This is a genomic window from Microvirga lenta (assembly GCF_020532555.1).
Taxonomy (GTDB): Bacteria; Pseudomonadota; Alphaproteobacteria; order Rhizobiales; family Beijerinckiaceae; genus Microvirga; species Microvirga lenta.
Map to the genome: position 1 here is coordinate 41,429 of NZ_JAJBBR010000003.1, position 21,184 is coordinate 62,612.

The window sequence follows — 21,184 nt, forward strand, 5'->3', positions numbered from 1 at the left end:
CGAGCCCCGCGTATTGATCCATGTTAACGCCCGGCACAATGTTGCGGGGGCGTCCGCGACATCCGGGTTGCCCGCAGGCTCTTCGGAAAAGCCGGAACGGGCGGGGATTCCCGAAGGGTGCCCTCGACAGAGCGGCCAGGGCTGGCTAAGCGTAGCGTTATGCCATTGCTGATCTTCCTCACCCATCCCGAAGTCGTCATCGACCCGCAGGTTCCCATCACCCAATGGCCGCTCAATGCCGTCGGACGCGAGCGGATGGAGCGGTTCGCGGACCTCCTCGCGGGCCGCAACGTCACCGCGCTCTACGCCTCGACCGAGCGCAAGGCGACGGACGGAGCCGCCATCCTGGGCGAGCGCTTCGGCCTGCCCTACGGCACGGACGAGGATCTCGGCGAGAACGACCGCTCGGCCACCGGCTATATCGCCCCGCCGGAATTCTGGGAGGTCGTGGGCCAGTTCTTCGCCAACCCGCACGAGAGCATCCGGGGCTGGGAGCGCGCCATCGACGCGCAGGCGCGCATCGTGGGCGCCGTGAAACGGGTCGCGCAGAACGACCGGACCTCCGGCGACATCGTCGTCGTGTCCCATGGCGGCGTCGGCGCCCTGCTGACCGCCCATCTGCAACGGGTCGCCATCGGCCAGGAGAGCCGCCCCTCCCATCCCGGCGGCGGCTGCTTCCTGGTCCTCGACCGCGAATCCCTCGCGGTCCGGCAGGACTGGCGCGCCATCGAGGACGGTCTGGGACTGTAGAACGGTCTCGCCTGGAGCTCCTGCACTCTGTAGGAGGGGTGCGGACGCGCAGCAGGCAGCGCCCTCACGAGGCTTTCCCAATGGCATCAGCGATCAGCACCGGCCTCGCCCGACTGGCTCCCGGCATCGCCCTGTGCGGGGCCGTCGCGCTCGCGGCCATCGGCCTCCAGCACCTGGAAGAGGCCTGGACCGGCCGGCCCTGGCTCGAGGCGCTCGTGATCGCGATCCTGCTCGGCACCGCGATCCGGACCGCCTGGACCCCGTCCGCCCGCTGGACTCCCGGCATCGGCTTTTCCGCCAAGACGCTCCTGGAAATCGCCGTGATGCTGCTCGGCGCCTCGATCAGCTTCCAGGCCGTGGCGGAGGCCGGGTTCGGGCTCATCCTCGGCATCGCGGCGGTGGTCGCCGTCGCCATCGGGGCCAGCTTCGGGCTCTGCCGCCTGCTCGGCCTGCCCAAGCGCATGGCCGTGCTGGTGGCCTGCGGCAACTCGATCTGCGGCAACTCCGCCATCGCGGCGGTGGCGCCGGTGATCGGGGCGAAGAGCGAGGACGTGGCCTCCTCCATCGCCTTCACGGCGATCCTGGGCGTGATCGTGGTGCTCGGCCTGCCCCTGCTGGTGCCGGTCCTCGGCCTGTCGGAAACCCAATACGGGGTTCTTGCGGGCCTGACCGTCTACGCGGTGCCGCAGGTGCTCGCCGCCACCCTGCCGGTCGGCATGGTCAGCACCCAGATCGGCACCCTGGTGAAGCTGGTGCGCGTGCTCATGCTCGGGCCCGTGGTCGTCGGATTGTCCCTGGCCATGGGCCGGAGCCGGGACGCGGCGGGCCCGGGCTTCTCGCTCAACCGCTTCGTGCCCTGGTTCATCCTCGGGTTCCTGGGGCTGGCGGCCCTGCGCTCGGCCGGCCTGATTCCCGACATCGTGCTGCAGGCCGTCATGCCGCTGGCCACGATCCTGACGGTGGTCGCCATGGCGGCCCTGGGCCTCGGCGTCGACCTCAAGGTTCTGGGCCGCGTCGGCGGGCGGGTGACCCTCGCCGTGAGCCTGTCGCTCCTGGTGCTGCTCGCGATCAGCCTCGGGCTGATTCGCGTGCTCGGGGTGGCCTGACGGGCTGAACCTTCTTCCCTCTCCACGAGAGGCGCGGGAATCGACCTGTGCTCTCCATCCACATGCCAGATGATCCGTCGGCCCTTGAAACCTCTCCCGCGCACCTCATCACTAGAACGAGACCCGCTCCTCAACCGGTTGATTGCCCCATGAACCCTCTCACCGACGCCGAGCGCGCCGACATCCTTCCCGCCCTCGACGGCTGGGCCCTGGTCGAAGGCCGGGACGCGATCCGCAAGCGGTTCGTGTTCGACGATTTCAACGCCGCCTTCGCCTGGATGACCCGCATCGCCCTCGTGGCCGAGCAGATGAACCACCATCCGGAATGGACGAACGTCTACAACAAGGTCGACGTCACCCTCGCGACCCACGAGGCCAAGGGCCTGACCCGTCGCGACGTGGAGCTGGCCCAGCGCATGGACCAGTTCGCGGCCGGACTCGTGAAGGAGCGCTGAGATGGACGAAGCCCGAACCTTCCGGGGCGGCTGCGCCTGCGGACAGCTGACCTTTGAGGCCCGAAGCGAGCCGAAGCGCGTCGGCCTGTGCCACTGCATGACCTGCCGCAAGGAGAGCGGCAGCGCGTTCAACGCCTTCGCGATCTTCGCCGCCGATCGGGTGACGATCGGCGGCGAGATGAAGACCTGGTCGGCGGTGCCGGGCGGCGAGCGCTGCTTCTGCCCCATCTGCGGCTCCCAGGTGTTCTACCGGGACGCGGCGGACGAGATCGAGATCAAGCTCGGGGCTTTCGACGAGCCGAACCTCTTCACGCCCACCTACGAGGCCTGGACGATCCGGCGCGAGCACTGGCTGCGCACGGCGGATCTGATCGCCTATCCGGAGAACCGGGGCGAGAGGACGTCCTGAGCCTTACTTGGGCTGCATCCGAAGCGCCCCGTCGAGGCGGATCGCCTCGCCGTTGAGCATGTCGTTCTCGATGATGGCGCGCACGAGCGTGGCGTATTCCTGCGGGCGGCCGAGGCGCGACGGGAACGGCACGTTGGCCTCCAGCGCCTTGCGGTAATCCTCGGCGATGCCCTCGAAGAGCGGGGTGTGGAACAGACCCGGCATGATCGTCATGACCCGGATGCCGAAGCCCGACAGGTCGCGGGCGACCGGCAGGGTCAGGCCGAGAACGCCGCCCTTGGAGGCCGAATAGGCCGCCTGCCCGATCTGACCGTCCTGCGCGGCCACGGAGGCCGTGTTGACGATGACGCCGCGCCCGCCGTCCTCGGTCACCGGATCGAGCCCGGCCATGGCGGCGGCGCATTTGGAGATCATCGCATAGGTGCCGATGAGGTTGATCTCCACCGCGCGCCGGAAGGAGGCGACGTCGTGCGGAATCAGCTCGCCCGTATCGCGCTTCTTCGTCACCGTGCGCTTGCCCGGCGCGATGCCGGCGCAGTTGACGAGGATGCGCTCGGTGCCGTTGGCCGCCCTCGCCTGCGCCAGGGCCGCATCGATGGATGCCTCGTCGGTCACGTCGGCCTTGCAGAACACGGCGCCGATCTCGCGGGCAACCTCGGTGCCCCGCTCGGCGTTCATATCCAGGATGGCGACCCTCGCGCCGTGGGAGGCCAGCATCCGTGCCGTCGCCTCGCCGAGGCCTGAGGCGGCGCCGGTGACGATGGCTGCCATAGATTCGTCGAGCTTCATGGGTTTCCTCTCTCCATCGGGACGAGACCTCTTAAGCCATCCGGGGCCTCGCGGGAATCGAGACTGTCGAAGGAGCAGAGCGGCATGAGCGAATCAATCACGAAGCCTTTCACAAAGGCCGAGATGGACGCCATGCGCGAAGCGGGCCGCGACGAGGCGGGTCGCGACGAGGCGAGCCTCAAGCGCCGGTTCTGGGACAAGATCCGGCGGGTGGGCGGCAAGATCCCCTTCGCCGAGGACCTGGTGGCCGCCTTCTACTGCGCCACGGACCCGAAGACCCCGAACCGGGTCAAGCTCGTCCTGATGGGCGCCGTCGCCTACTTCGTGCTGCCGACCGATGCGGTGGCCGACTTCCTGCCCCTGCTGGGCTTCGCGGACGACGCCGCGGTTCTCGCCGCCGCCATCACCCAGGTGGCCGGCTCGATCACGGAGGAACACCGGCAGAAGGCACGGGAGAGCCTGAAGTAACGGATCGGAAGAACTCCGATAACCCCAGTCCTCCCCGTGCGGCGCCGCACACATGACCTTGGGTAAGCTTGGTAGACCCATTGGGGTTACCTGAGCTTTTCCCGGTTGTGTTCGCTGTACCGTTACGTTAGCTGCGCTCAGGTTGCCCGGAATATTATTCCGTCCGAGGCACTCCGCCTCGCTCACCTATGAACGACCTGAGAGAAACGCCCATGGCCGCCGGTAAAATCAAGCTTCCCGATCCCAGCTCTGGCAACCTCGTCTACGACGACGGCAGCCACAAGCTCGTCGGCACCAGCAAGTCCGACATCCTTCTGCTGCAGGAGGCCGCCGAGGCCGCGCTGAACGGCAAGGGCGGTATCGACTCCCTGTTCCTGAACAGCAGGAAGTCCGTGAAGGTCGATCTCTCCATCGCGGGCCCGCAGAAGACCGGTTTCGGGACGCTGACGATCAAGTCGGTCGAGAACGTCGTGTCGGGCAACGGCAACGACACCCTCTGGGGCAGCAAGGGCAACAATCTCCTGCTGAGCAGCAAGGGCCACGACAAGCTCTATGGCGGCAAGGGCAACGACGCGCTCCTGGGCGACGTGGGCAACGACCGGCTCTATGGCGAGGACGGCAACGATTATCTGGTCGGCGGGACGGGCAAGGACAGCCTCTACGGCGGCAAGGGCAAGGACGGCTTCATCTTCAGCGAGCCGGTCGCGCGCAAGAACATGGACAAGATCATGGACTTCAGCGTGAAGGACGACACTGTCTACATGGCGCTGGAGCATTTCACGGCCATGGGCGCCGTGGGCAAGCTGGCGGCGGGGGCGTTCCATGTGGGCTCGGCAGCGGCGGAGGAGGACGACCGGATCGTCTACAACAAGGCCAAGGGGGCGCTCTATTACGATCCCGACGGCAGCGGCGCGGCCGCCGCGATCCAGTTCGCCTCGATCGGCAAGAACCTGTCCCTGAGCCACAGGGATTTCGAGATCATCTGACGGAGCCGCCATGGGGCGCGTCGAGGGCTGCGTCTGCGGCCCTTTTCGTTCCTGCGCCACGTTTCGACGCATCGCCATGAGGCCCGGCCCGGCTTAACGGAGATGGTGAAGAGTTCTTAACCATCTGGGCTTTATGTTGCGCCTCATGACTATCGCATCTCTCCAGCGCGGCTTTGCCGCGGGCATCATTTCCGCTGCCTTCATCCTCGGAACCGGGCCTGCAGCTCTCGCACAGGCCCAGCGGTCGACGGCGCAGCAGCCGGCCAAGCCTGCCGCGAAGAAAGCGGCACCGGCCTCCACGAAGGCGAACGCGGCCAAGGCGAAATCCACCTCCGCCGCCAAGCCGGCGGCCGCTGCGGCCGCGGCCGCGGCTCCTGCCACGGGCCCCGGCGGCGCGGCGCTTCTTGCGTCCTACAGCGACTGGAACGTCTACACGGCGCAGTCGGGACGCTCGAAGATCTGCTACGCCCTGAGCCAGCCCAAGGACCGGCTGCCGAAGAACCTGAACCGGGACCCGGCCTATCTCTTCGTGTCGTTCCGCCCGGCGGAGAACGTGAAGAACGAGGTCGCCCTCGTGCTCGGCTTCACCACCAAGGAGAACAGCCCGGCGGAGGCCGCCATCGGCGCGACCTCCTTCGACCTTCTCACCAAGGCGAGCAACGCCTGGCTGAAGAACCCCGCCGAGGAGAGCCAGGCCATCACCGCCATGGCGCGCGGCGCGAGCATGACCGTGAAGACCCAGTCGGCCCGCGGCAACAGCCTGACGGACCAATATTCCCTGAGCGGCTTCACCCAGGCCCTGGAGCGCGCCCGCAAGGAATGCTCGTAAGGCCGTTCCGGAGCCCCGCCGGCGGGGCTCCGGCCGCCGATTTTTCGCCCTTGCGGGGCGGAATTTGGCGCCGACCCCTCACTTTTCCGACGCAATCGTGTTATATGAGGTCTTCGTTCCCCTCAAACGAAGGCGTGATTTCCCATGGCGACGGTGCTCGACATCGCCAAGCGTAACCCTCATGCGGCCCCCCTGGCCGTGAGCGATGCCGCGCGCGCGGCCGGCAATACGGCGATCGAAAAGACGGCCGAGCTGAACGTGGTCGCAGGCGCAGCCCCCGGCGGCGCCTCCCTGGTCGGCCTGACCCGCGATCAGCTCAAGGATTCCCTTTCGGCCATCGGCGTGCCCGAGCGCGAGCTCAAGATGCGCGTGGCCCAGCTCTGGCACTGGATCTACTTCCGCGGCGCCCGCGACTTCGCCGAGATGACCAATGTGGGCAAGGGCCTGCGCGAGAAGCTCGGGCAGGCCTATACCCTGGCCCGCCCCGAGGTCGTGTCCGAGCAGGTCTCCAAGGACGGCACCCGCAAGTGGCTGATCCGCATGCCCTCCACCGGCCCCTTCGACAAGGGCGCCGAGATCGAGTGCGTCTACATTCCCGAAGTGGACCGCGGCACGCTCTGCGTATCGAGCCAGGTCGGCTGCACGCTGACCTGCTCCTTCTGCCACACGGGCACCCAGCGCCTGGTGCGCAACCTGACCTCCGCCGAGATCGTGGCGCAGCTCATCGTGGCCCGCGACATGATCGGCGACTGGCCGGACGCCACCCCGCCGGAAGGCGCCTTCGTGCCCACCGACGGCGGGCGCTTCGTGTCCAACATCGTGTTCATGGGCATGGGCGAGCCGCTCTACAACCCGGACAACGTGATCGCCGCCATCGACGTCATGTCGGACGGCGAAGGCCTGACCCTGTCCCGCCGCCGCATCACGGTCTCGACCTCCGGCGTGGTGCCGCAGATGGAGCGCCTGGGCAGCGAAGCCAACACGATGCTCGCCATCTCGCTCCACGCGGTGCGGGACGAGCTGCGCGACGAATTGGTGCCGATCAACCGCAAATACGACATTGGCCAACTCCTCGACGCCTGCCGGGCTTATCCCGGCCTGTCGAACGCGCGCCGCATCACCTTCGAGTACGTGATGCTCAAGGGCGTCAACGACTCGGACCAGGATGCGCGCGAGCTGGTGCGGCTGCTCAAGGGCATTCCGGCCAAGATCAACCTGATCCCGTTCAACCCCTGGCCCGGCTCGAAATACGAGTGCTCGGACTGGGAGCGGATCGAGCGCTTCTCGGAGATCGTCTACCGGGCGGGCTACGCCTCGCCCGTGCGCACCCCCCGCGGCCGCGACATCCTCGCCGCCTGCGGCCAGCTCAAGAGCGAGACCGAGAAGCTGCGCGCCCGCGCCCGCCTGATGCTGGAACAGGGCATCGGGGCCGAAGGCGTGTATGCGCTGGGGGACGGGGAGTAAGTCTCTGAAACATCAAGGGTCGTCCCTCTTCCGGGACGGCTCCTTTTCTCGGCTTGATGTTATAAGATAACGTATTAATATTTAATTAATACTTATCGCCGGAGAACATCATGCTGCGCATCATGGGGGGTCTTATCGCAGCGAGCCTTGCGGCTCCCTATCTCGCCTCCTTCTTCATTTTCACCTTCATGATCCTGTTTGGCGGATCGAGCGGCGCCGACTTTACGTTCGGCGCACCGTCACTCGTCGACGATTTCCTCGATTTCTTCAAATTCTTGATGATCGGCAACTTTGGCGCGGCGATGTTCGGTCTGCCAATCCTTTTCGCCGCAGGGATCCTCGCTTTTCTGCTCCATAGCTTGGCCCTAGGCTCGAAGCACCACGCCATCTTGAGCGGAGGCAGCCTGGGCTGCTCATCTCTCACGCTGCTTTTCGTGGCCGATCCGGCCGACTGGCGTGTCTTTCCCCTGGCGGGTTTGCTCGCGGGTAGCATCTGTGGCTGGATCTACTGGCGCATCGCCATGCGCAACCGGGTGAGCCAGCCGTGAAGCATCACCTGCTCGGCCTCTTCGCCGCGAGCGTGACGGCGCCGTATCTGATCGTCTTGCTGATGATCCTCTTCGGCCGGGACCTGCCCTATGATCCCGCCATCAACGACACCGCCCTCTACGGAACGGCGGGTCTCCTGGTGTTCGGTCTTCCCCTCTTTGCCGCCTCGTGCCTCACGGCACTCGTCCTGGCTACGGCCGGATGGACCTCCCGGTCGAGCGCCGTCTTCGGTGGCGCGGTCCTGGGCTTTTGCTTCATCGCAACGGTCGTCGGCGTGGGAACGGGGACATTCATCGGAGCCCTGTCGGGCGCGATCTGTGGCTGGATCTACTGGGCGATAGCGTCCGCTCCGAACGGGCGGGAGGACCGGACCATGGAAGGACCGGATCGGCAGTAAGCTCCTCAACCCTGTCCTTCCCCCCTCCATCGGGGGTAGGAGATATTCCGAATATCGTTGCGCGGTCGCTCCCTTTCCCGGCTATAGTCCCTGCGGGGCGGCCTAAAGAGCTCCTTATGGAGCTCCCCGATGCGCATCCTGACCGCCGCCGTCTTCCTTGCCCTGCTCGCTGGACCGCAGGCCGCCCTCGCCCAGCCGAGGACGGCACCCGACATGTCCCGGACGAAGGCCGACACGCTGACTCCCTTCACGTCCAAGGAATCGGCTGCCCTGGCGGACCGGGCCCGCGAAAGGTCGGAGGCCCTGGAGCGCGCCCGCGACCACCGGATGAAAACCCTGACGCGCAGCATCTGCACCGGATGCTGACCGGCGAGGCCCCCCTTACGTCAGCTCCCGCGGGTCGTTCGTCATCCCGCCGGCATTCTCGCCGTCGTGACAGATGATGCTGATGCGCCCGTCGCCCTCGATATAGGCCCTCTTCACCTTGGCCGGATCCTCGATGCCCTGCTGGCGCAGCTGGCTCATCAGCTCCTCCGTGGTGATCATCTCCTGGCGCATGTTGCGGCGGAGGAGCCGGCCGTTGTCGATGAGCGGAAGCGGCGGCGGGCGCGTGAACTTCTGGAAGAAGCGGAAGTGATAGCCGAGCCAGTCGAGGGCGAAGTTCCAGAACACGATGGTGAGGACGAGCACCGTTCCTTCGGTGATCGACTTGTACTCGCTGGACATGGCGTTCTGGGCCGCGTCGGCGATGAGGACGATCACGAGCAGGTCGGCGATGCCGATGACGCCCGATTGCCGCTTCATGAAGAAGCGAAGGATCGAGAACAGCACGATGTACATGAACGTGCCGCGGACGAAGATCTCGATGAGCGAGTGCTCGGGGACGAACATCGCGCGCCAATCGACCGACATGCTGCGTCTCCTGTCGCGAGGTTCGGGAAGTGACGCAAGGGAACTAGGGCTCCCTCGCGCGGAGGCCACAAGAGTGCGCCCGCGCACCCGCCGGTAACGATGCGCTAACCACATGGAAAGGTCGGTTGAGCCATTCTCCGGTCTCAGGCGTTCATTCTGTGCAGTATGCGTAGGAGGCGGCCATGACGATCTTCGATCCCAAGACCGGTCAGCTCGTGACCATCGATCTCTCGCCCCGGCCGCGCCCGAAGCACCCGGGCTCCCGCCCGGCGGCCACGGCCCCGAAGGCGTGATCGGAGCGGCTTTTCCCTCCCGTTGCGTCAAGCTTGGCGGCTTGTCTCGGATGCCGATTCGTGGAATGCCAATCCTGCTCCGGCAGGGTCGCGCGACGGCCCCGTTCGTGGCGATCCTCCGCGACCGGCCCGAGGCAGAAAGATGATCCGCTGGCTTCTGCTCATTCCCCTGGCCCTGCTCGTCGCCATCGGCGCGAGCAGCTTCTTCCTGATGATCGCGTCCGTCATCGACCCGGTCATGGCGACGCTCACCGGGGATACGCTCTTCGTCGGCTTCTGGGCCTTCGTCGACGCGGTCTTCTCCGCCGACGATCCCGAGCCCATCGTGACGGAGGCCTTTCTGGCGGTCGGCCGCCTGGTCTTCACCCTGCTGGTGTTCCCGCCCCTGCTCGTGGCGATCCTGAGCGAGGTGCTGGGGCTGCGCAGCCTGATCTGGTACGCGGGCGCCATGGGCGTGCTGACGGCGGCGGTGCCGTGGATCCTGCGCGGAGCGGCCCGGGTCGGCTCGCCTCTGGAGCTTCACGTGAGCCTCGTCCTGGGCCTCACCGGCGCGGTGGCCGGTCTGGTCTATTGGGCCATCGCCGGGCAGAGCGCGGCCCGGCCGTCACGGAACCCGGAAAGCCCCTGAAAAAAAAGTGCGGAAGCAGCATGCCCCCATGCCGCCTCCGAAGTTTGGGAGGAACTCTGACTGAAATGCCAAGCCAGTATTGATACTTTGTATCGTATTGATCGGGGGGTCAATTAGTTCGGATGGCCGATGATCGCTCTAGATCGTCCGGCCGATGGCGCCCCCGGCACATCGAGACGGAGCCTCGGGTCCGTCCCTCTAGCGCGTGGTCGTCAGGATCTTCACCGCGAAGGCCGAGAACAGGCCGGCGAAGGAATAGTCGATGCCCCGCATCACCCGCGGATGGTTGCGCAGGAGCGCGAGCACCTTGTCCGCCCCGAGGACCATGATGGCCCCCATGGGGGCCGTGAGGGCGACGAAATAGAGGCCGAGGAAGACCAGCTTGTCCGCCGCGTGGGGATCGGCCGCATTCACGAATTGCGGCAGGAAGGTCACGAAGAACAGAACCACCTTCGGATTGGTCAGGTTGATGCCGACACCCACGAGGAAGGTCTTCCAGAACGAGACCTCGCCCTTGCGCTCCTCCCTCACATGGAGGGCCGAGCCGTTGCGCACGGCATCGAAGGCGAGCCACAGGAGGTAGAGCGCGCCGACCACCTTCAGCACCGTGAAGGCGGTGACCGAGGCAGCGAGGAGGGCCGAGAGACCCAGCGCCGCCAGGAGGGTGTGGACGCAGCAGCCCGCCATGGCGCCCAGCATGGAGGCCATTCCCGCCTTGCGGCCGCCCGCCATGGTCTTGGCCAGGAACAGGCTCATATCGGGTCCGGGCGTGATGAACAGGACGACGCAGGCGAGCGAATAAGTGAGCAGGATGCTCGGGTCGGGCAGAAAATTCATGGGCCACCTGTCGGGCGAAGCGACCGGATCATGCCCGAGTTCCCCCTGGGGAGCCAGACAAAAACGTCTTGTTGAACGGCGTGCCATGCTCCATTTGTTGAAGCCGCGAAGGCGGGATCCGAATCAAGAAACAAGAGATGAAACAATGACGGGATTGCTGTTGCCGGCCCGAATCCGTGCCGTCCTGACCGTGATGATGGTGGCACTGGGGCTCTCCGCCTGCGGCATCAACAATGTCCCGACCCTCGAGGAACAGGCCAAGTCGGCCTGGAGCGAGGTGCAGAACCAGTACCAGCGCCGCGCCGACCTGATCCCCAACCTGGTGGAGACGGTGAAGGGCTTCGCCCAGCAGGAGCGCGAGGTGCTGACCCAGGTCACGGAGGCCCGCGCCCGCGCCACGCAGATCCAGGTCGATGCGTCGACCGTGACCGACCCGGAGAAGTTCCGCCAGTTCCAGGAGGCGCAGAACCAGCTTTCCGGAGCGCTCGGCCGGCTGCTCGCCACCGTGGAGCGCTATCCCGAGCTGAAATCCAACGCCAATTTCCTGGCGCTGCAGTCGCAGCTCGAGGGCACCGAGAACCGCATCGCCGTGGCCCGGCGCGACTACATCGAGGCGGTGCGGGTCTACAATACGGAGCTGCGCACCATCCCGGGCCGCTGGATCGCCGCCATCGTCTATCCGGAGGCGCAGCCCATGCAGACCTTCACGGCCACGGCCGGCGCCGACCGGCCGCCGCAGGTGCAGTTCTGAGCGTGACCCGCCGATCCCGGCGCACCGTCCGCCTCCCCTTCAGGGAGAGGTGGGTTGCGCCCTTCATTGCCCTCCTGCTCCTCCTCGTCCCGGCTGCAGCCCTCGCCCAGTCCTTTCCCGCCCTCACCGGCCGGGTGGTCGATGCGGCGGGCCTCCTGACGCCGGACCAGCGCGCGGCGCTCGAAGCCAAGCTCAAGGCGTACGAGGACAAGACGTCGGATCAGGTGGTGGTGGCGACCCTGCGCTCCCTCGACGGGCTCACCATCGAGGATTACGGCAACCGCCTCTTCCGGCACTGGCGGCTGGGTCAGGCGGACAAGGACAACGGCGCTCTGCTTCTCGTGGCCCCGAACGAGCGCAAGGTGCGCATCGAGGTCGGCTACGGGCTCGAGGGCGCCCTCACCGACGCCCTGTCCAAGGTCATCATCACCACCGCCGTGGCGCCCCAGTTCCAGAAGGGCGACTTCGCCGCCGGCATCGATGCGGGCGTCGACGCCATGCTGTCGATCCTGACCGGCGACGCCGAGGAATGGCACCGCCGGGCGGAAATCCGGGAGGACCGGTCCACCACCGCCGATCCGATCGTCTCCTTCATCATCTTCGTGGTTCTCTTCCTCATCATCTGGCGCATGATGGGCGGAGGCGGCCCGCGCGGCATGAGACGCGGACGCCGCGGCGGTCCCGTCTTCATCCCGCTGGGCGGCGGGTGGTCCGGCGGAGGACGGGGCGGCGGCTTTTCCGGAGGCGGCTTCCGGGGCGGAGGCGGTTCGTCCGGCGGCGGCGGCGCTTCGGGGAGCTGGTAGGATGATTTCGGCCGACGACTACGCGCGCCTCGACGGCGCCATCCGCGACGTGGAGGACCAGACGGCGGGCGAAATCGTGGTCGTCGTGGCGGGCCAGGCGAGCGAATATCGCTCCATCCCCCTCCTCTGGGCCCTGCTGGGAGCCCTCCTCACGCCGTGGCCGCTGATCTGGTTCACGGCTATGGGGCCGACCCGGATCTTCCTGGTGCAGCTCGCGGTGGCGCTGGGCCTGAGCATCCTCCTGTCCTGGCCGAAACGGCGCCATGCCCTCGTGCCGGGCTCCATCAAACGGACGCGGGCGCACGAGGCGGCGGCGCGGGAATTCCTGAGCCGCGGGCTCACCCGCACCCGGGAGCGGACCGGCGTCCTGATCTACGTCGCCCTGGCCGAGCACCATGCCGAGATCCTGGCCGATACGGGAATCGCCGACCGGGTCGAGCCCCGGGTCTGGCAGGACATCATCGCCGGGCTGACCGCCGAGATCCGGGAGGGCCGGCTGGTCGACGGGCTCGTGGCGGCCATCGGTCAGGCGGGGGCGATCCTGGCGCAGCACGCGCCCCCGCGCTTCGACGACGCGGACGAGCTGCCGAACAAGGTGATCGTGCTCTGAGCGCGGCGCTCAGTAGAGGCCGGGGCTCTTCGCCGCGCCGAGAATGACGCCGGGCTTCATGTGCTCCGAGGTCTGCAGCAGCACCACGTAGCCGTCGGCGCCGCTGCGGGCGACCTCCAGGGGAACCTCGAACTCGGCCGAGCCGCCCCGCCACTCGCCGATGCGCTTGAGGCCGCGCACCACGTTGGCATAGGTGACGCTCCGGCCCCGGTTCTCGCCGCGCTCGATGGGCACCGTGCGGGTGCGCAGAACCGGCAGGACCCAGACGTCGGCGGCGCGCATGTCCGCCATGGCGGTCTCGCTCACGGCGATCTTCGCCACGCCGTTCTGCTCCTTGATCGTGACGTCGAGGGGCAGGTTCGGCTGCGACGCGGTCACCTCCTTGATGGATTCCTCCACCTGCGCCCGGTTCGAGCCGATGCAGGGCTTGGTGCCGTTGACGATCATCTGGGGCGTGTAGACCTGCCGGTCGCCGCGGGCATGGGCATAGGCCTTCTGCCGCTCCGTGAACGCCTTGTGGGCGAGCGTGTCCTTCCAGCCGAGATAATCCCAGTAGTTCACCGGGAAGGACAGGGCGACCACGTCCGGCTCGCGGGCGAGCTCGACGAGGACCGCATCGGCCGGAGGGCAGGATGAACAGCCCTGACTCGTGAACAGCTCGACGACGGCGCGGGGTGGTTCCGCCTGGGCAGGCTGCATGAAGGCGGCGAGGAACAAGGCCGCCGAGATCAGTTTCAGTCGTGACACCATGATACCGCCATGGAACACGAATCCCTCCTCAAGGGGAACTCACTTTACCTTGAACGGTTGCAGGAACCCGCCAGCGGCGGTGCATCCAGAGCCATTGCTCCGGGTGTTCCCGCACCCAGCTCTCCACCACGGAGGTCATGACCTGCATGGCGCCCTGCACGTCGATCTGCCCGTCGGGGTCGCGGGGCAGGTTGAGCGCCGGGGTCAGCTGCAGGCGGAAGCGGTGGCCCGGCAGGCGGATGACGCGGACCCCGTGGACCGGGCAGTCGAACCGGCGCGCGAACTTGCCGAGGATCGGGTTCACCATGGCGGGGCGGCCCATGAAGTTCACCGGGACGCCCCGGGTGAAATGCTGGTCGATGAGCATGCCGAGATGGCCGCCCTTCTCGAGGGCGCCCTGCATGGCGAAGGCAGCGCCCTGCCGCGCCGCCTCCAGCCCACCCATGGTCTCGCTGCGGATCTCGTGCAGCACCCGGGCCACGGCCGGGTCGTTCGGCGCGCGGAACACCGCCGTGGCATCGAGACCGAACCGGGCGGCGCAGATCGCCGGCAGTTCCCAATTGGCCAGATGGGCCGAGAAGATGATGCCCGGCCTGCCGTCGTCGCGAAGCGCCAGGAAGTGCTCGATGCCGTCGACCTCGGTGCGGCCGGGCACGGGACTGTCCGGATCGTAGTCGAACAGCCGGCCGAGATGGGGATACTCGCCGCCGACGCGGCCGAGATTGTCCCAGGCGGAGAGCGCCAACGCCTTGACCTCGGCCTCCGGCATGTCCGGATAGACCGCCCGGATATTGGCGAGAGCGGTCTTGTGGGCCGGCAGGAGCGGCCCGATCGTGCGGGTCAGCGCCGCCCCGACCGCCCCCGAGCGCTCCGGCCCCAGGGCCCGCGCCAGGCCGAAGACGCCGCGCACGAGCCCGACCATGACGGTTTCGCTCAGGCGGGAGGCGATGCTGCGGGAGCGTTTGGAAGGTTGAACCACGAATTCGTCCTGGCGTGAGAGCCCCATTACGACGGGAGACGCGTCTTTTCGCGTCTCGCCCCCGCCGTCAAGGCCCGATCATGCGCGGCAGCTTGTCCTCGGGGACGCGTTCAGAACGTAATCACCACCTTGCCGAAGACCTTGCGGCCCTCCAGGCGCTCCAAGCCCTTCTGGAAATCGTCGAGGGGGAAGACGGAATCGATCACCGGGCTCATGCCGTCCGCCATCTTGTCCAGCGACTGAGCGATGTTCTCGATGCGGCACCCGAAGGAGCCGAAGATGCGGTATTGCTGCTGGAAGAGCTGCATCAGGTTCATGGTGGTGGACACGCCCGAGGTCGAGCCGCAGGTGACGAGCCGCCCGCCGCGCTTGAGGCAGAGCAGCGAGCCGTTCCAGGTGTCGGCCCCCACATGCTCGAACACCACGTCGACGCCTTTACGCTTGGTCAGGCGGCGCACCTCGCCCTCGAAGCGCTCGATGCGGTAGTTGACCACGTGATCGGCGCCGAGCGCCTTCGCCTTCTCGCCCTTCTCGTCGTCGCCCACCGTCGTGTAGACCGTGCAGCCGATGGCCTTCGCCATCTTGATTGCCGCCGTACCGATGCCGGAGCCGCCCGCATGGACGAGGATCGACTCGCCGGGCTCCAGCTTCGCGTTGTCGAACAGCATGTGCTGCACCGTGCCGAAGCCGATGGGCGCGCAGGCCGCCTGCTCGAACGAGACGCCCTTGGGCACCGGGATCACGAGGCGCTCGGGGCGGTTGATCAGCTCGCGGGCGAAGCCGTCGATATGGAAGCCCATGATGCCGGCGACGTTCTCGCAGAGATTGTCGCGGCCCTCGCGGCAGGCCTTGCAGTGCCCGCAGGTCTCGGCCCCGTACATGGTGACCGGGTCGCCGGCCTTGAACCGGGTCACGCCCTCGCCCACCGCCACGACCTCGCCCGAGGCCTCGACCCCCACGGCCTGGGGCATCTTGCGCTTGGCGAAGGCCATGCCGCGGAAGCCCCAGACGTCGAGATAGTTGAGGGCGAGCGCCCGGACGCGGATCTGGACCTCGCCCGCGGCCGGCGGCGGCGGGGCGTCCATCTCGGTGAGGCGCAGGTCACGGTCGCCGAAGAGCTGAAGGGCACGCATGGGATGATTCCGTCTGGGGCGTCATCCCGGATTCGGCTCCGGGTCCCGCGGCTCGAACGAAGACGCGGACGGCCGGGACGGGCCCGGCCATGACGGCGAGAAATTCTGTTCGCGGCTTAATGGGCGGCGCGACGGATGACAAGCTTTGTGCGCGACGTGCTTCCACCTCCCCCGGGAGGGAGAGGCGAGGATGACTACCGGTGCACGCCCAGCATCGAGGTCAGGCCACCGTCGATGGGCAGGACCGCGCCGGTGATGTAGGCGGCGGGCTCGCTCATGAGGAAGGCCGCCAACCCTGCGATCTCCTCCGGCTTGGCGAAGCGTCCGGCCGGGATCTGCTTTTCCATGTTCTCGCGATAGGCCGCGTAAGGGGCCATCATGTCCGTGTCGATGAAGCCCGGGGCGATCACGTTGACGGTGACGCCGCGCTTGGCGGTCTCGACGGAGAGCGTGCGGCAATAGGAGATCAGGGCGCCCTTGGAGGCCGCATAGGCTGCGTTGCCCGGGTTGCCCTGGAGCGCGGCCACCGATCCGATGGCGACGATGCGGCCCGCCTTCTGGCGGATCATGCCGCGCATGAGCGCCTTGGCGATGCGGGTCAGCGACCAGAAGTTCACCTGCATGGCCGCTTCGGCCTTGTCCTGCTGCATCATGGCGGCGAGCGCGTCGTAAGGCTGGCCGGCATTGTGAACGAGGCCGAAGAAGGCTTCGCCCTCGATGGTCTCGCAGAAGGCCTCCAGCGCCGCCTTGTCGGCGAGATCGACCGAATGGGCCGTGACGGTGCGGCCGGGATGGGAGCCCATCAGCTCGCCGGCGAGGGCCAGGGCGGCGTCGCCGGACGAGCGGTAGGTGAAGTCGACATCGTGGCCGGCGGCGACCAGCGCCCGCACGATGGCGGCGCCGACGCCTTTTCCGCCGCCGGTGACGAGAACGCGGGTCATGATCGGGCTCCGGTTATTTGGGTTCCGCTCCGAAAACCAGGCAGGTGTTCTGCCCGCCGAAGCCGAAGGAGTTGGACAGCACGTAATTCACGGTCGCGTCGCGGGCCACGTTCGGCACCACGTCGAGCGGGATCGACGGGTCCGGCACCGCATGGTTGATGGTCGGCGGGATGCGGCCCTGGGCGATGGTGAGCAGCGACATCACCGCCTCGACCGCGCCGGCGGCCGTGAGCGTGTGGCCGATCATCGACTTGTTCGAAGAGATCGGCACGTCCTTCATGCGCTCGCCGAACACCGCCATGCAGCCCATGGACTCCATCTTGTCGTTCTCGGGCGTCGAGGTGCCGTGGGCGTTGATGTAGTCGATGTCGTCGGGCGACACGCCCGCATCGTCCAGCCCCGCCTTGATCGCCGCGATGATCGGCGTGCCGTCCGGGCTCGAGCGGGTGCGGTGGAAGCCGTCGCCCTTCTCGCCGCAGCCGAGCACATAGCCGAGGATCTTCGCGCCGCGCGCCTTGGCGCTCTCGGCGTTCTCCAGCACGAGGGCCGCCCCGCCCTCGCCCATGACGAAGCCGTCGCGGTTCTTGGAGAAGGGCTTGGAGGCCCCCTCCGGGTTCTCGTTCTGGGTCGAGAGGGCCGACAGCAGCGAGAAGCGGATCAGGGATTCCGGGTTCACCGAGCCGTCGGTGCCGATGCAGAGCGCCGCGTCCGTCTCGCCGCGCCGGATCGCCTCGACGCCGAGCTGGATCGCGGTGGCTCCCGACGAGCAGGCGGTGGACAGGGAGATCGGCGAGCCCCTGGTGCCGAACCGGTCGGCCACCCGGTCGGCCACCGTGCCGAAGATGAAGAGGTCGTGCCAGGGCTTGAACTCGCCCGAGGCGGCGGCCTTCAGCAGGTCCTTGTAGGTGACGTCGCCGTTCTCGCCGGAGGCCTTGGCCAGCGCCTCGCGCTGCGGCCATTCCATCTCGACCGGAGGCACGGCGATGAAGAGCGCCCCCGGAAAATCGCCCTCCGGCAGCCCCGCCTGCCCCACCGCCTCCTCGGCGGCGAGCATCGCCAGGCGCTCGGACAGCATGGGCGCGCAGAAGGGCTCGACCTCGACGCTGTCGATGGTGCCGGCGATCGTGGTGCGCAGACCCTCGGTCGGGAAGCGGCTGATGCGGCGGATGCCGGACTTGCCGGCGGTCAGCGCCGCCCAGGTGTCGTCCTTGCCCTGGCCGAGGGACGTGACCGTGCCCATGCCGGTGACGGCGACGAGCGGACGTCCCTGTTTGTCGCGAAGCGCCATGGCTTTCTCCTTATGGGGCTTTGGTGAGCCGCACGGCCCCTTCGCCGCGCCAATGGCCGACGGAGGTGACGAGGGCCTCGCCGGCCCTGCCCTCGGCGATGAGGGCCGCCGCGAGGGCGACGCCGATGGGGGCCTGGGCCTCCATCGTGTGGCCGACCACGTCGCCCGTGGCGTGAATGGCGGCGGTGGGAGCCAGCTCCGTCAAGGCGGCCTGTTCGTCCTCCGTGATGCCCTTCACGCCCGTGGCGCCGGAAATCACCACGTCGGGCCGGGCGCCGAGGGTTTCGGCCTGGGCGCGCAGCGCCTTGCCGACGCTGCCGGGCGCGCGGCGGCCGCGGTCCGAGGTCACGCCGGCGACGGTCGCCAGAGCCTTGGCGCCCCTGGATTCCGCGTGCTCGCGGGATTCCAGCACCATGAAGCAGGCGCCGCTGCCGAGGATCATGCCGCCGCCCTCGTGGGTGCGCTCGCGCACCGGCAGGTAGGGCTTCTTCCAGAGGAAGCCGCCCATTTCGTAGATGAGGATCACGTCCGGCCGTTCGGCGTTGTAGGCGCCGCCCACCAGGAAGATGTCGTTCTGGCCGGAGGCGATGCGCTCCCGCGCGACGCGGATCGCGTCGACGCCGCTCGATTCCTCGCCCATGAAGGTGCGCGACGCGCCCGTCACCCCGTGGACGATGGAGATGTTGCCGGCGAGCAGGTTCGAGAGCTGCGCCAGGAACAGCGTGGGACGCAGGTCGCCCATGAGGCGCTCGTTGAGGAACACGCCGGGATTTTCGGCCTGACGCAGGCCGGTGAGGATCTGCCCGTCGACCGCGTAGTCGCGCTCGCCGCCGCCGGCGGACACGATGAGGTGCATGCGGTTCTTGAGCGCCGCATCCTCCTTGGCGCCCGCCGCTTCGAGGGCGAGGCCGGCGGCATAGCAGCCGAGCTTCTGCCAGGCCTCCATCTGCCGCTGGTCGGATTTCTTGGCGATCTGCCTGTCCCAGTCGAGCGCCACCGCCGGATGGACCGGATAGGGCGCGAAGCGTTCCGTATCGACATGGGGGGCGGCCTGACCGGTCAGGGCCGCCACATGCGGCTCCAGGCCCTCGCCCGCGCTGGAGACGAGGCCGATGCCGGTTATCACCACGTCACGCATCGGTCGTCTCCAAAAGGCCGATGCGGCGCCCCTGGGCGCGCATCAGGTCGTCCATTCCGGGGGGGAAGGGCATGATTCTGAACCGCAGCTCGGCGTCGCAGATGGCCTTGCCCTCGACGGCGATCTTCGCCTTCGTGACCGCATAGCCCGAGCCTTCGTGCTCGAGCTGCGCCGAGACGGTCAGCACCGTGCCGGGACCGACGAAGGTGCGGAACCGCGCCTTGTCGACCGCCATCAGGAACGGCATGTGGGTGAAGTCCATGAGGCCCAGCACGAGATAGCCGGAGGCCTGGGCCATGGTCTCGGTGAGCAGGACGCCCGGCACGAGGGGATGGCCCGGAAAGTGCCCCTCGAAGACGGGGCTTTCCATCGGCACGGTGGACCGGACCTCGATCCGCTTTGTCTCGCGGTCGAGCTCCGTCACCCGATCGATCATTTCAAAGTATTCGAGGCGCATCCGGACCCAAGCCTATTCCGTTTCGTGCCCGGCAGGGCCTGAGGAAAGGAACGAAAACCCATGAGGCGGGGCTCTGGTGGATCGCCTCTCCGAACCGGCCCGTTCGGGCCGGCCCGCCGGGGATATGCCGTGCTGTTTTTAAGCCTTCTTGGCCGCGATGAGCGCATCGATATGCGCCACGAGGTTCTTCAGGACGAAGTATTCCTCGGCCGGAGCCTTGCCCTCGTTGACTTCCTGCGTCCACTGCTCGAGCGGCAGCTTGATGCCGAAGGCCTTGTCGATCGCGAAGGCGATGTCGAGGAAGGCGAGCGAATCGATGCCCAGATCCTCGATGGCATGGCTGTCCGGCGTGATCTGGTCGCGCGGGATATCGGCCGTATCGGAAATGATGCCGGCGACGGTCTCGTAGGTGGACGACATGGCGCCGCTCTCCTGCAGTGCTTGGTCTCGACGATGCGGTGCCGGGCCTGACGTCCCGATCTCGGCCGCTCTTGTCGTCAAGGAGGGTTGTATCGAAACGCACCCCTTACACGACCGGCCGCGGGGCGGCAACTGATAGGATAGGCTTGCGGTAGGATGGCCTGGGCCCGCGCCGGCGGGGCGCGAAGGCTCCGGGGGCCTGCGTCAGTCGGTGAGCGTTGATTATTCCGCCACCATCGCCGATAAGGGGCGGCTTTTCGGGGCCTGGGCCCCGTCTTTCTCTCTTTCGATAGACCTCGAAACCGGATCGACGTGATTAACAGGTTCCTCAAGCCTGAAGTCCGCTATGCGCGGCGCATGGCCCGCATCGCCCGCTGGGACAGACCCGTCGAGAACGGGATCGGCCGCCTGCGCGCCTGGGCCCACATGCTCCTCGTGGACCACGGGGTGTTCCGGCTGATCTACCTGAACAAGCACCGGGTCTCCGACCGGCTCTGGCGCTCGGCCCAGCCCGCGCCGCACCAGATCGCCCGTCTCAAGGCGGAGGGCGTGCGCACCATCATCAACCTGCGCGGCGGGCGCGAGCACGGCTCCTGGCAGCTCCAGAAGGAGACCTGCGAGCGGCTCGGCATCCACCTGACCGAGTTCATCGTGCGCTCCCGCGGGGCGCCGGACCGGGAAACCCTGCTCAGGGCGGCGGAATTCTTCCGGGGGGTCGAGTTCCCGGCGGTGATGCACTGCAAGTCCGGGGCGGACCGGGCCGGCTTCGTGGCGGCGCTCTACCTCATCGTCCACGAGGGACGCTCGGTGGACGAGGCCCAGCGGCAGCTTTCCATGCGCTACGGCCATTTCAGGTTCTCGAAGACCGGCATCCTCGACGCGTTCTTCGACCTCTACCGCCGCGAGGGCGCGGCCAAGGGCCTGCCGTTCCTGACCTGGATCGAGACCGAATACGACCCCGAGGCCCTGGAGCGCAGCTTCAGGCCCGGCTTCTGGTCCAACATCCTCGTCGACCGGATCATGCGGCGGGAGTAGCGGGATC

The 21,184-nt window shown here is 67.6% G+C and carries 27 protein-coding genes; 16 read left to right on the top strand and 11 right to left on the bottom strand.

Going from position 1 to position 21,184, the window contains the following annotated elements:
- Positions 1–159: 159 nt before the first annotated feature.
- The 4 genes from LGR44_RS05285 to LGR44_RS05300 all read left to right on the top strand — a co-directional run bounded on the left by LGR44_RS05285 (position 160) and on the right by LGR44_RS05300 (position 2,720).
- Positions 160–750 (top strand): histidine phosphatase family protein, encoded by a 591-nt coding sequence (locus LGR44_RS05285; protein ID WP_226738025.1) that lies wholly within the window; start codon positions 160–162, stop codon positions 748–750.
- Positions 751–830: 80 nt separating this feature from the next.
- A complete protein-coding gene (locus LGR44_RS05290) occupies positions 831–1,856 on the top strand; it encodes a YeiH family protein (RefSeq protein WP_226738027.1) in 1,026 nt (341 codons plus the stop codon).
- Between the two features lie 149 nt (positions 1,857–2,005).
- Positions 2,006–2,311: a 4a-hydroxytetrahydrobiopterin dehydratase gene (locus LGR44_RS05295; RefSeq protein ID WP_226738029.1), complete on the top strand. Its 306-nt coding sequence runs from the start codon at positions 2,006–2,008 to the stop codon at positions 2,309–2,311.
- A gap of 1 nt (position 2,312) precedes the next feature.
- Positions 2,313–2,720 (top strand): GFA family protein, encoded by a 408-nt coding sequence (locus LGR44_RS05300; protein WP_226738031.1) that lies wholly within the window; start codon positions 2,313–2,315, stop codon positions 2,718–2,720.
- A 3-nt stretch (positions 2,721–2,723) separates the two neighbouring features.
- On the opposite strand, the gene LGR44_RS05305 is transcribed toward LGR44_RS05300, so the two are convergent.
- On the bottom strand, positions 2,724–3,509 hold the full coding sequence (locus LGR44_RS05305) for an SDR family NAD(P)-dependent oxidoreductase (protein ID WP_226738033.1): 786 nt from the start codon (positions 3,507–3,509) through the stop codon (positions 2,724–2,726).
- An 84-nt stretch (positions 3,510–3,593) separates the two neighbouring features.
- Between LGR44_RS05305 and LGR44_RS05310 the strand changes: the two genes are divergently transcribed.
- From LGR44_RS05310 to LGR44_RS05340, 7 genes are all read left to right on the top strand, one after another.
- Positions 3,594–3,977: a YkvA family protein gene (locus LGR44_RS05310; RefSeq protein ID WP_377032152.1), complete on the top strand. Its 384-nt coding sequence runs from the start codon at positions 3,594–3,596 to the stop codon at positions 3,975–3,977.
- 212 nt (positions 3,978–4,189) lie between these two features.
- Positions 4,190–4,963: a calcium-binding protein gene (locus LGR44_RS05315; RefSeq protein WP_226738035.1), complete on the top strand. Its 774-nt coding sequence runs from the start codon at positions 4,190–4,192 to the stop codon at positions 4,961–4,963.
- Between the two features lie 145 nt (positions 4,964–5,108).
- Positions 5,109–5,792 (top strand): invasion associated locus B family protein, encoded by a 684-nt coding sequence (locus tag LGR44_RS05320; RefSeq protein ID WP_226738037.1) that lies wholly within the window; start codon positions 5,109–5,111, stop codon positions 5,790–5,792.
- A gap of 144 nt (positions 5,793–5,936) precedes the next feature.
- Positions 5,937–7,256: a 23S rRNA (adenine(2503)-C(2))-methyltransferase RlmN gene (gene rlmN / locus LGR44_RS05325; RefSeq protein WP_226738040.1), complete on the top strand. Its 1,320-nt coding sequence runs from the start codon at positions 5,937–5,939 to the stop codon at positions 7,254–7,256.
- Between the two features lie 110 nt (positions 7,257–7,366).
- Entirely contained in the window at positions 7,367–7,804 is a 438-nt protein-coding gene (locus tag LGR44_RS05330; protein WP_226738042.1) for a hypothetical protein, read from the top strand.
- Positions 7,801–8,202 carry a hypothetical protein gene (locus tag LGR44_RS05335; RefSeq protein WP_226738044.1) on the top strand — a complete coding sequence of 134 codons (402 nt, stop codon included), beginning with the start codon at positions 7,801–7,803 and terminating at the stop codon, positions 8,200–8,202. The genes LGR44_RS05330 and LGR44_RS05335 overlap by 4 nt, the downstream gene beginning before the upstream one ends.
- Positions 8,203–8,331: 129 nt before the next feature.
- The gene (locus LGR44_RS05340) at positions 8,332–8,568 is read left to right on the top strand and encodes a hypothetical protein (RefSeq protein ID WP_226738046.1); all 237 of its coding nucleotides are present in this window, start codon (positions 8,332–8,334) and stop codon (positions 8,566–8,568) included.
- Between the two features lie 15 nt (positions 8,569–8,583).
- On the opposite strand, the gene LGR44_RS05345 is transcribed toward LGR44_RS05340, so the two are convergent.
- Positions 8,584–9,114, bottom strand: coding sequence for a DUF421 domain-containing protein (locus LGR44_RS05345; RefSeq protein ID WP_226738048.1), 531 nt, complete (start codon positions 9,112–9,114; stop codon positions 8,584–8,586).
- Between the two features lie 435 nt (positions 9,115–9,549).
- On the opposite strand from LGR44_RS05345, the gene LGR44_RS05350 reads away from it, so the two are divergent.
- Complete coding sequence (locus tag LGR44_RS05350; RefSeq protein ID WP_226738050.1) at positions 9,550–10,035, top strand: hypothetical protein; 486 nt, start codon at positions 9,550–9,552, stop codon at positions 10,033–10,035.
- 198 nt (positions 10,036–10,233) lie between these two features.
- Here the strand turns inward: LGR44_RS05350 and LGR44_RS05355 are convergent, their stop codons facing one another.
- Positions 10,234–10,872, bottom strand: a complete 639-nt coding sequence (locus tag LGR44_RS05355) for a LysE family translocator (protein WP_226738052.1) — start codon at positions 10,870–10,872, stop codon at positions 10,234–10,236.
- 193 nt (positions 10,873–11,065) lie between these two features.
- Here LGR44_RS05355 and LGR44_RS05360 point away from each other — a divergent pair, with 193 nt between their 5' ends.
- From LGR44_RS05360 to LGR44_RS05370, 3 genes are read left to right on the top strand one after another with little or no spacing between them, the layout of a single operon-like run.
- A complete protein-coding gene (locus LGR44_RS05360; protein WP_226738186.1) occupies positions 11,066–11,623 on the top strand; it encodes a LemA family protein in 558 nt (185 codons plus the stop codon).
- A gap of 2 nt (positions 11,624–11,625) precedes the next feature.
- A complete protein-coding gene (locus LGR44_RS05365; RefSeq protein WP_404809904.1) occupies positions 11,626–12,426 on the top strand; it encodes a TPM domain-containing protein in 801 nt (266 codons plus the stop codon).
- A 1-nt stretch (position 12,427) separates the two neighbouring features.
- Complete coding sequence (locus LGR44_RS05370; protein WP_226738054.1) at positions 12,428–13,036, top strand: TPM domain-containing protein; 609 nt, start codon at positions 12,428–12,430, stop codon at positions 13,034–13,036.
- A gap of 9 nt (positions 13,037–13,045) precedes the next feature.
- Here LGR44_RS05370 and LGR44_RS05375 read toward each other — a convergent pair whose 3' ends face one another.
- From LGR44_RS05375 to LGR44_RS05410, 8 genes are all read right to left on the bottom strand, one after another.
- Positions 13,046–13,804 (bottom strand): DUF1223 domain-containing protein, encoded by a 759-nt coding sequence (locus LGR44_RS05375; RefSeq protein WP_226738057.1) that lies wholly within the window; start codon positions 13,802–13,804, stop codon positions 13,046–13,048.
- Positions 13,805–13,814: 10 nt separating this feature from the next.
- A complete protein-coding gene (locus LGR44_RS05380; protein ID WP_226738059.1) occupies positions 13,815–14,765 on the bottom strand; it encodes a lipid A biosynthesis lauroyl acyltransferase in 951 nt (316 codons plus the stop codon).
- Between the two features lie 110 nt (positions 14,766–14,875).
- On the bottom strand, positions 14,876–15,898 hold the full coding sequence (locus LGR44_RS05385; RefSeq protein WP_226738061.1) for a zinc-binding dehydrogenase: 1,023 nt from the start codon (positions 15,896–15,898) through the stop codon (positions 14,876–14,878).
- A gap of 194 nt (positions 15,899–16,092) precedes the next feature.
- A complete protein-coding gene (locus LGR44_RS05390) occupies positions 16,093–16,839 on the bottom strand; it encodes an SDR family oxidoreductase (protein ID WP_226738063.1) in 747 nt (248 codons plus the stop codon).
- A 13-nt stretch (positions 16,840–16,852) separates the two neighbouring features.
- Entirely contained in the window at positions 16,853–18,127 is a 1,275-nt protein-coding gene (locus LGR44_RS05395; protein WP_226738065.1) for a beta-ketoacyl-ACP synthase, read from the bottom strand.
- 10 nt (positions 18,128–18,137) lie between these two features.
- Positions 18,138–19,265: a beta-ketoacyl-ACP synthase gene (locus LGR44_RS05400; protein ID WP_226738067.1), complete on the bottom strand. Its 1,128-nt coding sequence runs from the start codon at positions 19,263–19,265 to the stop codon at positions 18,138–18,140.
- Positions 19,258–19,722 carry a 3-hydroxyacyl-ACP dehydratase FabZ family protein gene (locus tag LGR44_RS05405; RefSeq protein WP_226738069.1) on the bottom strand — a complete coding sequence of 155 codons (465 nt, stop codon included), beginning with the start codon at positions 19,720–19,722 and terminating at the stop codon, positions 19,258–19,260. The genes LGR44_RS05400 and LGR44_RS05405 overlap by 8 nt, the downstream gene beginning before the upstream one ends.
- 138 nt (positions 19,723–19,860) lie before the next feature.
- On the bottom strand, positions 19,861–20,142 hold the full coding sequence (locus tag LGR44_RS05410; protein ID WP_226738071.1) for an acyl carrier protein: 282 nt from the start codon (positions 20,140–20,142) through the stop codon (positions 19,861–19,863).
- Positions 20,143–20,454: 312 nt separating this feature from the next.
- Here LGR44_RS05410 and LGR44_RS05415 point away from each other — a divergent pair, with 312 nt between their 5' ends.
- A complete protein-coding gene (locus LGR44_RS05415) occupies positions 20,455–21,177 on the top strand; it encodes a fused DSP-PTPase phosphatase/NAD kinase-like protein (protein ID WP_226738073.1) in 723 nt (240 codons plus the stop codon).
- Positions 21,178–21,184 lie beyond the last annotated feature (7 nt).

Bases quoted from the DNA above. Each gene is read 5' to 3' on its own strand.
- LGR44_RS05320 (WP_226738037.1), top strand. From the start codon at position 5,109: ATGACTATCGCATCTCTCCAGCGCGGCTTTGCCGCGGGCATCATTTCC.
- LGR44_RS05355 (WP_226738052.1), bottom strand. From the start codon at position 10,872: ATGAATTTTCTGCCCGACCCGAGCATCCTGCTCACTTATTCGCTCGCC.
- LGR44_RS05340 (WP_226738046.1), top strand. From the start codon at position 8,332: ATGCGCATCCTGACCGCCGCCGTCTTCCTTGCCCTGCTCGCTGGACCG.
- LGR44_RS05315 (WP_226738035.1), top strand. From the start codon at position 4,190: ATGGCCGCCGGTAAAATCAAGCTTCCCGATCCCAGCTCTGGCAACCTC.
- LGR44_RS05295 (WP_226738029.1), top strand. From the start codon at position 2,006: ATGAACCCTCTCACCGACGCCGAGCGCGCCGACATCCTTCCCGCCCTC.
- LGR44_RS05370 (WP_226738054.1), top strand. From the start codon at position 12,428: ATGATTTCGGCCGACGACTACGCGCGCCTCGACGGCGCCATCCGCGAC.
- LGR44_RS05305 (WP_226738033.1), bottom strand. From the start codon at position 3,509: ATGAAGCTCGACGAATCTATGGCAGCCATCGTCACCGGCGCCGCCTCA.
- LGR44_RS05330 (WP_226738042.1), top strand. From the start codon at position 7,367: ATGCTGCGCATCATGGGGGGTCTTATCGCAGCGAGCCTTGCGGCTCCC.
- LGR44_RS05400 (WP_226738067.1), bottom strand. From the start codon at position 19,265: ATGCGTGACGTGGTGATAACCGGCATCGGCCTCGTCTCCAGCGCGGGC.
- LGR44_RS05360 (WP_226738186.1), top strand. From the start codon at position 11,066: ATGATGGTGGCACTGGGGCTCTCCGCCTGCGGCATCAACAATGTCCCG.
- LGR44_RS05390 (WP_226738063.1), bottom strand. From the start codon at position 16,839: ATGACCCGCGTTCTCGTCACCGGCGGCGGAAAAGGCGTCGGCGCCGCC.
- rlmN (WP_226738040.1), top strand. From the start codon at position 5,937: ATGGCGACGGTGCTCGACATCGCCAAGCGTAACCCTCATGCGGCCCCC.
- LGR44_RS05350 (WP_226738050.1), top strand. From the start codon at position 9,550: ATGATCCGCTGGCTTCTGCTCATTCCCCTGGCCCTGCTCGTCGCCATC.
- LGR44_RS05290 (WP_226738027.1), top strand. From the start codon at position 831: ATGGCATCAGCGATCAGCACCGGCCTCGCCCGACTGGCTCCCGGCATC.
- LGR44_RS05285 (WP_226738025.1), top strand. From the start codon at position 160: ATGCCATTGCTGATCTTCCTCACCCATCCCGAAGTCGTCATCGACCCG.
- LGR44_RS05310 (WP_377032152.1), top strand. From the start codon at position 3,594: ATGAGCGAATCAATCACGAAGCCTTTCACAAAGGCCGAGATGGACGCC.
- LGR44_RS05410 (WP_226738071.1), bottom strand. From the start codon at position 20,142: ATGTCGTCCACCTACGAGACCGTCGCCGGCATCATTTCCGATACGGCC.
- LGR44_RS05385 (WP_226738061.1), bottom strand. From the start codon at position 15,898: ATGCGTGCCCTTCAGCTCTTCGGCGACCGTGACCTGCGCCTCACCGAG.
- LGR44_RS05395 (WP_226738065.1), bottom strand. From the start codon at position 18,127: ATGGCGCTTCGCGACAAACAGGGACGTCCGCTCGTCGCCGTCACCGGC.
- LGR44_RS05405 (WP_226738069.1), bottom strand. From the start codon at position 19,722: ATGCGCCTCGAATACTTTGAAATGATCGATCGGGTGACGGAGCTCGAC.
- LGR44_RS05300 (WP_226738031.1), top strand. From the start codon at position 2,313: ATGGACGAAGCCCGAACCTTCCGGGGCGGCTGCGCCTGCGGACAGCTG.
- LGR44_RS05345 (WP_226738048.1), bottom strand. From the start codon at position 9,114: ATGTCGGTCGATTGGCGCGCGATGTTCGTCCCCGAGCACTCGCTCATC.